The sequence below is a fragment of the Butyrivibrio proteoclasticus B316 genome (genome assembly GCF_000145035.1).
GTDB classification, from domain to species: Bacteria; Bacillota; Clostridia; order Lachnospirales; family Lachnospiraceae; genus Butyrivibrio; species Butyrivibrio proteoclasticus.
Window position 1 is genome coordinate 3,261,483 of record NC_014387.1, and the last position, 12,894, is coordinate 3,274,376.

General features: G+C 39.2%; 17 protein-coding genes. 2 read left to right on the forward strand and 15 right to left on the reverse strand.

All coding sequences use genetic code 11. The features are described 5' to 3' along the window. The first annotated feature begins 93 nt into the window (after window positions 1-93). Window positions 94-1,629 carry a methyl-accepting chemotaxis protein gene (locus BPR_RS13685; RefSeq protein WP_013282081.1) on the forward strand — a complete coding sequence of 512 codons (1,536 nt, stop codon included), beginning with the start codon at window positions 94-96 and terminating at the stop codon, window positions 1,627-1,629. An 84-nt stretch (window positions 1,630-1,713) separates the two neighbouring features. Here the strand turns inward: BPR_RS13685 and BPR_RS13690 are convergent, their stop codons facing one another. From BPR_RS13690 to BPR_RS21365, 6 genes are read right to left on the reverse strand one after another with little or no spacing between them, the layout of a single operon-like run. Continuing rightward, window positions 1,714-2,124, reverse strand: coding sequence for a peptide deformylase (locus tag BPR_RS13690; RefSeq protein WP_013282082.1), 411 nt, complete (start codon window positions 2,122-2,124; stop codon window positions 1,714-1,716). Further along, entirely contained in the window at window positions 2,117-2,419 is a 303-nt protein-coding gene (locus BPR_RS13695; RefSeq protein WP_013282083.1) for an HNH endonuclease, read from the reverse strand. The genes BPR_RS13690 and BPR_RS13695 overlap by 8 nt, the downstream gene beginning before the upstream one ends. Before the next feature lie 31 nt (window positions 2,420-2,450). Continuing rightward, complete coding sequence (locus tag BPR_RS13700; protein ID WP_013282084.1) at window positions 2,451-2,864, reverse strand: EamA family transporter; 414 nt, start codon at window positions 2,862-2,864, stop codon at window positions 2,451-2,453. Window positions 2,865-2,897: 33 nt separating this feature from the next. Next, on the reverse strand, window positions 2,898-3,725 hold the full coding sequence (locus tag BPR_RS13705; RefSeq protein ID WP_013282085.1) for a DUF3226 domain-containing protein: 828 nt from the start codon (window positions 3,723-3,725) through the stop codon (window positions 2,898-2,900). Next, the gene (locus BPR_RS13710; RefSeq protein ID WP_013282086.1) at window positions 3,722-4,846 is read right to left on the reverse strand and encodes an AAA family ATPase; all 1,125 of its coding nucleotides are present in this window, start codon (window positions 4,844-4,846) and stop codon (window positions 3,722-3,724) included. Before BPR_RS13710 ends, BPR_RS13705 begins: the two co-directional genes overlap by 4 nt. Window positions 4,847-4,848: 2 nt before the next feature. Beyond that, complete coding sequence (locus BPR_RS21365; RefSeq protein WP_013282087.1) at window positions 4,849-5,169, reverse strand: helix-turn-helix domain-containing protein; 321 nt, start codon at window positions 5,167-5,169, stop codon at window positions 4,849-4,851. A 593-nt stretch (window positions 5,170-5,762) separates the two neighbouring features. Between BPR_RS21365 and BPR_RS13720 the strand changes: the two genes are divergently transcribed. Beyond that, window positions 5,763-6,077, forward strand: a complete 315-nt coding sequence (locus BPR_RS13720) for a hypothetical protein (RefSeq protein WP_042257132.1) — start codon at window positions 5,763-5,765, stop codon at window positions 6,075-6,077. A 123-nt stretch (window positions 6,078-6,200) separates the two neighbouring features. Here BPR_RS13720 and BPR_RS13725 read toward each other — a convergent pair whose 3' ends face one another. From BPR_RS13725 to BPR_RS13765, 9 genes are all read right to left on the reverse strand, one after another. Continuing rightward, a complete protein-coding gene (locus BPR_RS13725; protein ID WP_013282089.1) occupies window positions 6,201-6,782 on the reverse strand; it encodes a hypothetical protein in 582 nt (193 codons plus the stop codon). A gap of 212 nt (window positions 6,783-6,994) precedes the next feature. Then, window positions 6,995-7,885 carry a J domain-containing protein gene (locus BPR_RS13730; protein WP_013282090.1) on the reverse strand — a complete coding sequence of 297 codons (891 nt, stop codon included), beginning with the start codon at window positions 7,883-7,885 and terminating at the stop codon, window positions 6,995-6,997. Beyond that, entirely contained in the window at window positions 7,882-8,562 is a 681-nt protein-coding gene (locus tag BPR_RS13735; protein WP_013282091.1) for a hypothetical protein, read from the reverse strand. Before BPR_RS13735 ends, BPR_RS13730 begins: the two co-directional genes overlap by 4 nt. Window positions 8,563-8,612: 50 nt before the next feature. Continuing rightward, window positions 8,613-9,179 carry a DUF4298 domain-containing protein gene (locus tag BPR_RS21375; protein ID WP_013282092.1) on the reverse strand — a complete coding sequence of 189 codons (567 nt, stop codon included), beginning with the start codon at window positions 9,177-9,179 and terminating at the stop codon, window positions 8,613-8,615. Window positions 9,180-9,278: 99 nt separating this feature from the next. Further along, window positions 9,279-9,875 carry a class I SAM-dependent methyltransferase gene (locus BPR_RS13745; protein WP_013282093.1) on the reverse strand — a complete coding sequence of 199 codons (597 nt, stop codon included), beginning with the start codon at window positions 9,873-9,875 and terminating at the stop codon, window positions 9,279-9,281. A gap of 3 nt (window positions 9,876-9,878) precedes the next feature. Further along, window positions 9,879-10,430 carry an ECF transporter S component gene (locus tag BPR_RS13750; RefSeq protein WP_013282094.1) on the reverse strand — a complete coding sequence of 184 codons (552 nt, stop codon included), beginning with the start codon at window positions 10,428-10,430 and terminating at the stop codon, window positions 9,879-9,881. A gap of 206 nt (window positions 10,431-10,636) precedes the next feature. Further along, window positions 10,637-11,164 carry an NUDIX domain-containing protein gene (locus BPR_RS13755; protein ID WP_013282095.1) on the reverse strand — a complete coding sequence of 176 codons (528 nt, stop codon included), beginning with the start codon at window positions 11,162-11,164 and terminating at the stop codon, window positions 10,637-10,639. A gap of 115 nt (window positions 11,165-11,279) precedes the next feature. Beyond that, on the reverse strand, window positions 11,280-12,029 hold the full coding sequence (locus BPR_RS13760) for a DUF624 domain-containing protein (protein WP_013282096.1): 750 nt from the start codon (window positions 12,027-12,029) through the stop codon (window positions 11,280-11,282). Between the two features lie 15 nt (window positions 12,030-12,044). Further along, entirely contained in the window at window positions 12,045-12,890 is an 846-nt protein-coding gene (locus tag BPR_RS13765) for a carbohydrate ABC transporter permease (protein ID WP_013282097.1), read from the reverse strand. Window positions 12,891-12,894: the final 4 nt, after the last annotated feature.

Here is a 12,894-nt window from a genome sequence, read left to right on the forward strand (position 1 = left end):
AGAGATATTTACTTATGAGAATTTGCGTAATTTAGTAAAATAGTTGTGGCAATCTAGTTAACACAAACCATTTATCTCAGGAGGTAATTATCAATGAATAAAAAGTCTGCTTTTGAAGTATACCTGTCTGCGGTTTTTAAATGGGGTATTACTGCACTGGTATCGGCCTGTATGTTTGCTACAGCAATGTTCATAGTAGAAAAGACAATTGGCTTTTATCAGGTTATCCCTTGGATCGCAGTAATAATTTTCGGTATCATGGATGTGTGTTTCTTTATTACAGGAATGCTGATTCTTAAGTCTTCATTTGATGAAGATGGATATTTAAAAGATGGAAAACTACAAATAGGAAAGATTTTCTGCTCAGTTGTTCTTATCCTTCAGTGGAACTACATTATTTACATGGTTCCGACCAGAACATTCTGGGGATTTTTATGTTTCTTCCTGATACTTATCGGATTCTTTATGGATATTAAGCTACTGTCCGTTACTGGCAGTATTTGTATTGTTTCTATGTTTATTGCATGGTTTGTCAGAGGCACAGCTCTTTTGCCAGTAAAAGACGAACTCTTTATTACAGATGTAATCATGTGTGTTGTAGGCCTTGTGCTTTCGTTAGCCGGCCTTGTAATGTTCTTATTCTTTGTTTCATACTTTTTGATTACTGCCAAAAAGGATGAGCTTGAAGAGAACAACAGGCGTGTTACAGGTGTTATGGATGCTGTTCGTTCAATATCTTCCAAGATGGTAACTGCAGGAACAACTCTTTTGGATATCTCATCAAGTGAGAGCGCTTCAGCAGAAGAGCTATCAGCAACAAGTGATGAGCTTGTTAAAAACAGTAATATTCTTGGTAATAAAGCAGATGAGAGTATGGCAAACTTGTCAGAGCTTAATGATTGCGCAAGCATTGTAGAAGAAAATGTTGAGACTGTTGAGAAGACATCTGACAACCTTCTTAAGAAGTCAAAAGAAAATGAGAAATCATTAAATGATCTTCAGGGAATAAATTCGGAAGTTTCTGATTCTATGGCAGTTACAACAGATATTGCAGACAGACTTCTAAAGGCAGTAGAAGAAATTGGAACAACGCTTGAACTTATTCAGGGAATTTCGTCATCAACAAGCCTTCTTGCTCTTAATGCTTCAATTGAGGCCGCAAGAGCGGGTGATGCTGGAAAGGGATTTGCTGTTGTAGCAACTGAAGTTGGTAAGCTTGCAGAAAACACGCAGAGCTCACTTAAGGACGTTGGTGCAATAATTGAAAGAGTTCAGAAGAATGTAGAAGAGATTACAGGACAGGTTGAGATAAATGCCAATAAGCTTGCTGAACAGAATGAACAGTTTAAGACAGTATTTGGCGACATAAGTGAAATGACTACAATGCTGAATGATTCGGTTAATGCAATTGAAGAGATGAATGAGGCACATAAACGCCAGTCAGAAATCATCAAAAAAACTGTTGAGATTAACCAGAATATCGCAGAGAGTATCCGAAGTGAGAACGAGCAGTTTGTGGCTATCAGTACCATGGCTGGAAATAATGCTACAAATACTGAACATGTTGCACAGCAGGCTAGTGCAATCAATGACATGGTTGATGAAATTAATCGTCTTCTAAATAATTAAAAAGATGTGAGTGTCAAAAGACTGTGCCTTCTAAAAAAGAGGGCACAGTCTTTTTTTATTTACATCTCTATCCTATGTAAACGCTCAAATGAGGATTCCCTCAAAATGGTCGATCTCATGCTGGATTATCTGAGCTGTGAAGTCCTTGTACTTCCCATGCTGAGGCTTGAAGTCCTGATCAAGATAATCCACCTCGATTTCCTTATATCTGGTGCAGGGTCTTACGCCCTCAAGGGACAGGCAGCTCTCCTCTGTCTGATACTCCCCACTCTTCTTGGTAATTTCAGGATTAACCATCGCAAAATGGAATGGTCCCATAGCCACTACGATTATTCTTTTCTTAACGCCAATCATGTTGGCAGCCATACCAACACATCTATCCTGGTTGGCTCTTAATGTATCAAGGAGATCCTGAATTACCTGCTTGTCAGCCTCTGTTGCAGGCTCTGACTTCTGTTGCAGAAAAAACGGATCTTTAACTATCTGCTTAACCATTGCTTATCCTCTCCCATTCTGCTTTATATTCATTAGCACTCGCGCAGAATACGCAATTAAGGTACGGATAGTATTCTTCAACAGCCACTATCCTTGAGCCTTTCTGCTTATTACAATTCTTGCACAGCGGAAGAAGATTTCTCTCATCATCTGTTCCGCCTCTGTACTTTGGTATAAAATGCTCTATAGTGGCCTTCTCAAAAGGAATAGGTCTTCCACAGCGAGCACACACTCCATCCGTCTTGCCAAGAACTATACGCTTAATCTCAGCTTTTCTTTGCTTCTGTCCCCTCATACGCACCCCCAAGCACATTTACCATCCACCATTAAATTACCATAATCAGCGTCCCTGCTCCGATCAGCACACAACCGATCAAAGACTTTGCTGTGAACTCCTCATGTAAAAAGACAAATGCCAGCACCAGCGTAATAACAACACTCAGCTTATCGATAGGCACAACTTTCGAAGCTTCCCCCATCTGCAGAGCTTTGTAGTAGCATAGCCAGGATGCACCGGTAGCAAGTCCTGACAGAATCAAAAAGATCCAGTTCTTTCTGCCGATTGAACTTAAACCGCCCTGAGCACTCGTAATGAACACCATAACCCAGGCCATCACCCCAACAACGCAGGTTCTTATCGCTGTAGCCAGATTAGAATCAACTCCCTCAATGCCGACCTTGGCAAGTATTGATGTCAGTGCTGCAAACACCGCTGATAGAATTGCAAATAAAAACCACATATCTTCTACACCCCAATAAGATTTTTCTCTATGTTATTCATTCATAAAATCGAGTTTTGGAGCCTCGCCTTCACGCTCAGACCGCTCATCAAACCTATGATCCTCAAAATAATACTCATCACCTTTTTCCTTAATTGGCTTTTCAGTTCCTAAATACATAAATGGCAAAAACAGGTCTTTTAAGTATTCTGATTTTGTCCAATCTACTTTATGCAAAAAGACTCCGAAAGAACGTAATGCATTTTGCGGATTTCTTACACTAAAAAAAGTACCAACTGCAGCCTTGTCATACTTGTTAGTTTGTTCCAGTTCCTTAACCAACCCATTTTTTAATGATTCTATAAATTTCTTCACTTCCTGAATCAATTCCTTTTCTTCAGGAATATCATTAAGGGCATTGATAATAACCCTTTCTAAGGCTCCATTTTCATTGGGTGGTATTACTAATAGATATGTGTTTATCATTTTACGCTGTCCAAAAGAATCAACCATATCATTGCTAATCCATTCCCCCGCCCTTATTGAAATGGATTCTAAAGATTTACCGATTTTCCTTCCAACCTTAGCATCGGAATCTTCATCTCTATCTGTTACAACCATCAATGATGCTATTTCTTTTTCAACAAGCATCATGTTTACACGATGTTTTTCAACAAAAGAAGCGAATTTCCCATTACCACCAACCCCGCATAATACTAACTGGTTTTCTTGCTTGGACAGGCTCTCAATGTGCTCATACTCATCATTCGCTGTAATGCCCAACGCATTACTATTCTCATGCTTCCATCCATATATATTTTGCAGATAATAGCTGATCAACCGAACATCAGATACGCCTTCGACAAGAACTATTTCAATCATAAGCGCACCTCAAAATCAAATGCCATCCTGTTATCATACACATATTTTCCCGTAACATTTCTGGCAACTATGTTACTTTCAAATCCATCGCTAAAATCAACCTTCTTCAAAGTAATCACCTTGATTGGATCTTCTTTCTCATTAGAATTCTCATAATTACCATATCTAAGAATTGCATCTATCGCTTCTATGCTGTGAGTTGCAATAAACAGCTGAACATTAAACTTTTTGGCCAATTCAAACACTACCGGGAATAGAATATCAAAGTATTTTTTATGCAGCCCAGTCTCAATCTCATCAATCAGTAATATTGAATTAGAAGCGGCATACAGTCTATTGAGAATATATAGTATCTTCTTAATACCATCACCATATACAGAGAACGGCATTGTTATCCCATTCTTCGTAATTATTGTTTCCAAAAAAGATCCATCATCTGCCTTTGTATAGCATATATCAGCTATATCCTTGTCAAATTGCCTCAAAATATCTATTACCAGCTTTTTGTAATCTAGATTATCCACGATGTTCTGAAGTAGATCATAACGCATATGACCAAAAGAAGGGATATAATGAACTTCTTTCCTAATGTCAGGTAAAGATGCTAAAGAATCAAGAGATGTACATCTTATGCCATCCTCCGTTATCTTTTTACCAACCTGTTTAGCAATACTACCTATAAAGATCTTTGCGTTTTCTGGTAAAAATGCCGCCTCTCTTTTGTACTGAGTTTTTTGGCGTGATGATAAAGAGGATATCTGAAGCGCTTCCTCCCCAGAAATCACTTTTTCATTTCCGCTTATTTGAAGGCGCAAAAAACCTCTTTTGCTTTCTGCAGAGATATCAAATTCTAATTGATCCCTGCTTTCCGCCGCATTGAACATTTTAATAAATGAAACATAAAAACTGCTCTTATCCGGACTAAGTACTGTTCTCTGATCTATCACAGGTTTGATCGATCCAAGCTGTGACTTTGCAAACAGCAATTGGATAGCTTCCAATAATGTGGTTTTACCACTATTATTATCTCCGACAATTAGATTAATGTTTGAAAAACCTGAAACAGAAAGTTTCTTAATGCTTCTAAATTGGTTTATTTCGATTGATTTTATATATGCCATAATCAGTAATCTCCATCAAGATTCTCAAAGCTGATAACAAGTTTTGTATGCGTTGCCTCTGCTATTTTTTGTAAAGTCTCAATTTTGGGAACCACCTTACCATTTAATATTTTGCTGATGTTAGATTGAGACATATCAGTTATTCTGCATAGATCTTCTTGAGTGAAATCATTAACATCCATTACTCTTTGTATTTCTTCTGACACTCCCGCTAATACGTTTTTTACTGCTTTATTTGAATCGTCATCAGTTTTTTGTTCTACACTTGGACTCTTTAGATTGTTTATCTGCTCTAATATGGTCTTTATTTCTGCATTATTCATATAAGAGGCCTCCTTTTATGTTAAGTATAACATAATTTTTGGCATTTTTCATTATTATTGCTTTCTGTGACATAATCATTCTAAAACATGTCAGTAATAGCATATTTTTACTAGAAACCTTTGATCACTGGGAGTTGTGGATTCTCTTCCTTCTCTGTTGTTCTCTTCTTGATTTCAAGAAGTTCATCGATTGCAGCCCTAAGTTCAGCAAGAATATCCATTTTTAGAAGATCATCAACTTCTTAAAATCCATTACAATCCTAAACCCCATTCTGAACTCATCTAACCATACGCTCTACTATTTCTTTAGTCTCATCACTGAATCATCCAGGTCCTTCATTGAGACAACCTCATAACCCACCAATGACGCTAGATGCACATGGAAATTTGATCTTCTGACATCCTGCAAAAGAACTCCTGGGTTCTTCTTGTCTGCCTTAATCTTTTGAAGCTTTCTGAATACATACTTCAAATCTACGGATGTAAAAGAAGCGCAAAATACAATGCTGTTTTTACCAATCTTGGAGCGTATCTGCTTAGAAGAAGCGACATAGTTGACATGGCGCAGCGCGCCTGGAAAGAGAGGTCCGAATATGCTTGAATATGATGAACAAACCGAACAGAGAAGCAATAGCTTTTATAGCCAAGGTTTCGCTTTAGGATACGCGGAATCGTATTTATTTGCTAAATTCCGTCTGATAAAGATCCTTACAAAGGAATATACAGATGATCAGATCAGAAGCAATGAGCCTACCGAGGGCGATCATTCTACATTACTAAAAATGTGGGATAATTCCGATCTTTGCAATATGCTGGATTTCTATCGCAAATACGAGAATCTAAGCGAGAAGAGACTTGTTAAGCGATATATTGCAGAAAGCGAAAATTTGCCATGGAGATCATTTTGACCCTCTCTACAAAGGGAATGTATTCAGTCCCCAACTTGGGGACTCGATAATAGAAAAAAGTGTTTTTTGTAAGGACATGATAATTGGCTACACATGTGTAGCCAATTCATCTGACGAATGGCATCATAATTTATGCATCACTTCATATATTTTCTTTGCCTCTTTCAAGTACTTAATACGATCTATATTCACGCCAAACATTTTATTAATGACGTCCGCGATTATTCCTGATATTTCCTCAATGCTGGTGCCTGCCTTTATCTGCTCAGCAATCATTTCTGCCTCTGTATCAAATTCATCATCAGGTGCACCATACTCTATCAGGCCGTACATGTCAATCTCCTTAAGTACATTCTTCACAGCATCAAGAACATCCTTAGATACAACTCGTCTTATTTTTATTTCTTCATCCATTTTCTCTTCCCAATTCGTAGTCGATGCCCAGCTCATCCAAATCTTTTGCCTGTGTTCCTCGTCTCTAGCCAATCTTGCAATAATGTCCTCACATGCCATCCATATATATTCATAATCATACACTTTAAAGTTATAAAGGACTTTTCCTTTTACCTCAGCGACTACTAATTTACCATTCTCATCAAAAATACAAGTTTTCCCATTCCTTTTCTGGCCAACGCAATAGCCGCGAACTCTGTGGGATTTAAACGCATTTCTCAAATAATCGAAATACACCTTTGCCGGTACCATCACTGTTTTCTCCTATTTTTTTCTTATGTACTATTTGATCTATAGAAGAGAGCAAAAACCTTTTTAGTTATAGCTCAAGTATATAGCTGATTTTTACAGCTTGTCATTCCTCGCGTAGTTTAAAAAGAGGAAGGAGGAAGATACACAATGAACAAACTCCCAAAAAGGTAAAGATACCTTCACTGCGGCAGGCTCCCGATGGAGGTACTTTTTTATGCCCGCATTAATTTCTCTATAAGTTTCCCGTTAGTAACGAGAGTATCTTTCAGACTCTTTGGTATAGTCAGCTCTATCTCAACATTCATGCGTTTCCCAGCTCTGCGACTCTTTTCAACTTTGGTAATCGACGCATGGGCCTGAACTTTTGGATCTTCCAAAAGAGGCAGAATCACATAATATAGCTCATCCTCATCGAAAGACACCGATCCAAGGCCCTTGCCTGTCACGATTTCTTCAACCACAGCCCTATTTTCTCTAAGAAAAATATTCAAAGGCTCTCCTATAATTGGTACTGAAGCTTTCAGATCTGAATAGTTCTCTTTTACAAATCCATTGAAAGTAAAAACTTCTACGTCGCCATCCTCACGAACCTTCTTACCAATCTTCCTAGCTGCATCTGCAGGAAGAACATACTCTTGCATCATGAGATGAAAGATGTCTTTTACCTTATCAGAAGTGAGTATTGCGCTATAGTCTGTCATGATATCCTTACAGGCTTCCAGAACGCTTTTGGAAAAAAGCCTGAATTCCTCCATATCAGGATCCCAGACAAATCTTCCTCTGGCCATCTTGGAAAGTGGCAGTTCCTCATCATACATCTTGAACTGGACATAGATGTTTCTCTCAGAGAACGCTGCCTTGTTCTCAAAGGCATCCCAGGTAAACTCGTAGGTATCGAAGATAGGCTGCCCTTCAGATTCCTTGATCTTTTTATAAGCTTCTATGACCTGTCTTATCTTTTCATCATCCTCAGAATTCCTTTTCCTGGTCGGATCAGAATCCGGATGGTACATAATGAGAAGCTTTTTGTATTTTGCTTTTATCTCCCGATCGTCATCCTGCTCGGATGCGCCAAGTGTCTTGTATGCTTCCTTAAGTGTCATGAACTGAACCCACTAATTCTTTTGCCAACGTCTTCATCTGCGGTAAGGTCATAAACCATCCTGTAACAGTCAAGTGCCTGATCTTTGTCGCCGGCATTCTCCGCCTCTTCTGCAGCCTTATACAAAAGAGCAAGCGTCACAGAATTGGCTGCTGTAGGAATTTCGTTATCTTTAAGGATCTTCTGGATCTGGTCCAGGTCTTTTTCTGCAATCTTCTTACCAATAGCCTTCTCCAGGAATTCCAGTTCTGCATCAGCCTGCTGAGAATCCTCAAAATATTTGCTGTAGAGATAACATGCTGCTGAGACTTCCGGCTTATACTTCTCAAGATAGTACCATCCAAGGTTTCTGTAATATGCTGCAAGTTCTGCTCTGGTGCAGCAGTAGTTAAATGACTCAGTAGTGTATGAATACTCTCCTTCTGCATCTCCAAGCTGTTTGCAACACAAAATGATTCCAAGTATCACTTCCATATCCACCGGATTCTCAAGGTATGCAGCAAGCCACTCTTGTTGAGCACCTGAATAATTACCGGAAATCAAAAGCCCTTTTGCCTTCTCCTTGTGTGGTGTCAAAGTATCTTCATCGGATATTTCATATTCATCATCGCCCAAGCAGTAGTATTCATATAAAAAGACTTCTGAAATATGCCTGAGGCAAACCTTTAGTTTACTCATCTTTTTCTTTCAACCTCTTCTTAAGAAACTCGTAGCGGAGCCTTTTCTCATCATTTATCTCCACTTTCGTTGTCAGTCTCATCCTCTGTAAGATATGGCTTAAGAACATCCATAATCTCTTTGTTGTGCTCAAGAAGGTTGTAAACACCATCCTCAGACAATACGCCGCGTTTTAGATCTTCTGGATAAAGCCCCTGCTCATCCGCCTCAAAATCTTTTCTCCATTGCTTACTGCCATAGTAGTCGGACAGTTTCTGAAGATCATCCTGCATGTGCTGAAGATCAAAAATGTTAGCCTCAAGAGCCTTAAGCGTAGCATTTGCCTTCTGGTAGATTGCTTCCATCTTGTTCAGATTCGCCGGAACATTATCTCTCTGAAGACGCTTAGCAAAGTGATTCTTCTTGTGATCGTATCTCTCTGCAGCTTCCTCTGGGAATAAATGAAGACTTCTGTTGGTTAGGACCTCTGCAACACGCTTGTGGGCTTCTTCATCAGAAAAGCATTCCTTTATCTGATCCTTGTATATTGCGTACATCAGATTTGTGCAGAGAGCCTTGGCACGCTGCTTCAGATCTGAGTAGTGTTTTATTCTTGGTGGATGTTTCTTTTTGCTCATGGATGGTATCCTTCTGGTAATTATCAGTCTTTTAATTATATCAAAAACGAGACTACTACATCGTAGCAATCCCGTTCATTATAAATATATTACTCAAGGTCACTTTTTTATCCCAATCAGTTCTATCATTCTTTCATTTGAGATGAATGTCTTAATGACAAATTCTTTCTCAAGCAGCTCGAGAAATTCCTGATCTGAAGGAAGCCCCCGTGACACGTGGCAGGCTCCACCTGCGTGGCAGCCATCTATAACCTCTCTGCTGGCTCCATGAGCTATGCAGATACTCCCATTATCTACCAGAGCCGTTGACAGATTATGCATAAGTGTTTCCGGCGACGGAAAATGAGGAAATGCATTATATATAACGCATACGTCATATTTTTCATCAAACTCAAACTGCTCCGCATCTCCGTTAATAAAATCAACTTCGGAATGATTTCTGAACTTTTGCCTGGCCTTTTCCAGCATTTGAGCTGAAATGTCTACTCCGGTCACTTTTTTTGCGCCTGCTTCCAGATAATACGGAATCATGAAGCCTGTTCCACAGGCAATATCCAGCACCTTTTTTCCTTCAAGCTGCCCCAGATTCCCGATGATATCACGCGTAACAGATTCATCATTGCTTGCAAAGTCATCCCATTTTTCGGCCAGTCCGTCAAAAAATTCAATTACCTGTTCTTTACTGACAATATCCATATGTTATGCAGCCTTTTTTACTGTACTATTTGTTGCTAATCCTGCTTTATACAGAGCAAATACTATTGTAGGAATGAATATAAGCTGAATGATAATTCCCGGAAGGCTTGTTACAAAGTAGCTTGTAGCCCATACCTTTATTGAATACTCACCTCTTGCAAAAATGAGAGCGCGGGACAAACCACCGATAACCCTACCTGCAAGCATAGCAACAATCAGGCTTATATAAAGATCCGCATATATCTTTCCTGTGTTGACAAGTTTTATCATAAGACCAGTACAGATGCCATAAACAGCAAGTTCAACCATCATTGCAGGCAAAATAGCCATTGGTGGCATTCCTGTAATAATCGATGAAAGAAGTGGTCCGACAAGTCCGCAAACAAGACCATACTGCCATCCGCATACCAATCCGCAAATAAGTACCGGAATATGCATAGGGCTGATCACTGACCCGGCATTCGGAATCATGTGAAATGCCATCGGCAGTACCACACACAAGGCAATACACATTGCAGTTGTTACCATATTTTTTACTAAGTTTTGTTGTTTCATTTTTCTTAACCCCCATGGTTTCTTTTTTCAAAACTTCTATTATGATAACAACACCNAAAAACAGCCACAAGCCCCATGGGGGGTTATAAAATCAGAAAAGTCCTTTTTACGGTCAACGAAAATCTAGGAAAGCGCTTTCCTTTAATGCGTGAAAAAAAGCCCTGCTCAATATCAATTTTGATAATGAACAGAGCGCAATATTGCCGTCATAACGTTTTTTCTATTTTCTTAAGTGCATTGCAGAAATCTTCATCATTATGATCAGATACATGGTATAGGAATTCACCAAATGGCATTATCTTCACATCATTGACTTCATGAGTATCATATTTAAAGCCTTCCTCTGGCACATCTACTCTACACATAAAAACAGTTACGATAGCTCCTGTTCCATCATCCCAGTCAACAATGTGTTCAAAACCAAATTTGAGCTCATCGGCGGGAATTGTTATATCTAGTTCCTCTTTTGTTTCTCTTATAGCTGCTGCCTCCGGTGTCTCACCTGCCATTACAGCTCCACCGGTCATATCCCACTTACCGGGGTAAAACCTGGCTTTCAGGGATCTTTGCTGAACAATATACTGACCTTCTCCCTTGCCTGGTGCAGGACTATCCGTTGTTTTCATGATAATGAGGACATGCCTATAGTATTCTCCAGTGGTCTTAGGATCATGCTTTGGTCTGCTAACTCCTGTAAATTGACCATCTCTTGTAAAAATATCTATATATTCCATTGAAATGTTACTCCACTTTTGTCCTAGTTTTTCATAGATCTTTTGGCTCTATCCTTTTTGTATCTATTTTAATCAATACAGAATAATTCGAGCAACATCTTTCTCATTTCCTCCTCTAAACATCCCTATCAATTCTCCTCCAATATGTGGAAGTGGATGTCTTCACAGCTTCTTCATAAGGATCAGTAATTCTCCGCTTTATCACTGGACATATTATGCTGCAAGAGATCAAGCCATAAAGAGAATTACCAATGATCATTGGCACAAGAATTGAGTACGGCATAAGAGCAAGTATTATGAACAGATAAATTGCTGTATATATAATAAGCTTCAGGCTGCTCTTCCACTCCAGAATAAGGAGTATGGCTGCGTTTCTAATTATTCCTGACAATCCAAGACGCAGATGAGCAGCCAATACAAAAGTCCATGCTGCAAAAAGAATGCCTATGCCAAATATAGCGCAGCCGGCACCCATGATGATCACATATGAAGTATTGTCAGAGACAGCTTTAAAGTTTCCCGCAAAGCTCATGAGATAATAGCCATAGAAAATGACTGCAGACTCCATGATGCCCAAGACAAGCTTTTTAATAAAGCCATCTTTAAATTCTGCAAGATAGTCCTCCAGGGTAAAGTCATAACCCTTCAGAAACATTTTGCCGGTAAAGGCGCAAAGTGCTGTCCATGCAGCCGGTATTGTGATTAGAGGAATGCAGCTTATGATAAATACTATATTTATCATGAACAGCTTTCCTGGAAAATTAACAACAAGATATAAGATGCGGAAAAAGCCGCCCTTAGGCGGCTCTTTTTCCACATCGTTTTCTCCAAGATACCATTTCATAAAACGATTCAAGTATTTCATTTTTTCCCCTATATATTAGTTTTTCATACCAGTCAGTACTATACCTTCTACAAAGCTCTTTTGCCCAAATATATAGATTACTATACCAGGCAGAATAGTCATAAAAGTGGCTGCCATAGCCATGGGCCAGTTTGTTCCAAAAGAGCCTGTGAAATTGGTGAGTGCAATGGCAAAAGTAAACTTGCTCATACTGTTAATGTAGATTATCTGCTGGAGCATATCATTCCAAATCTGTATAAATAACATCATTCCAACAACAACTACTGCTGGCTTGATCGCAGGAACAAGAATTGTCCACAATATCCTCATGCGGCTGGCCCCATCTATTGATGCAGCTTCATCAAGATCCCTGGGGATTGTCATAAGGAACTGCCTTATCAGGAAGATGTTAAAGAATCCTCCACCTGTTAAAAACGGCAGGATCAGAGGCCAATATGTGTCACCAAGTCCAAAGAATTTTGTCCACGCAATATAAAGTGGAATCAGCGTAACCATGCCTGGAAGAAGAATTGTGCTGACACAGATCTTAAATATAAGATTTTTGCCTCTAAACCTTAGTCTGGCAAAGGCGTAGCCACAAAAGATGGCAGTAATAACACCAAATGTCACAGCCGGAATGATAATTGAAAAGGTGTTTTTAAAATATGTCCAGTATTCGAAGGTCTGAAGGGTCTTGGTGTAGTTGGACCATAGCCACTCTGTTGGAATAAAGGATGGCGGATAAGCGTTGACCTGCGCAACACTCATAAGTGAAGATCTGAATATCCACCATATTGGAAGGAGTGTCAGAAATGCAAAAAATAAGGCAATCAATGTTACAACTGAGCGGTTTGCCAGTTTCCTTTTTTCTTTTCCTGTCATGTCT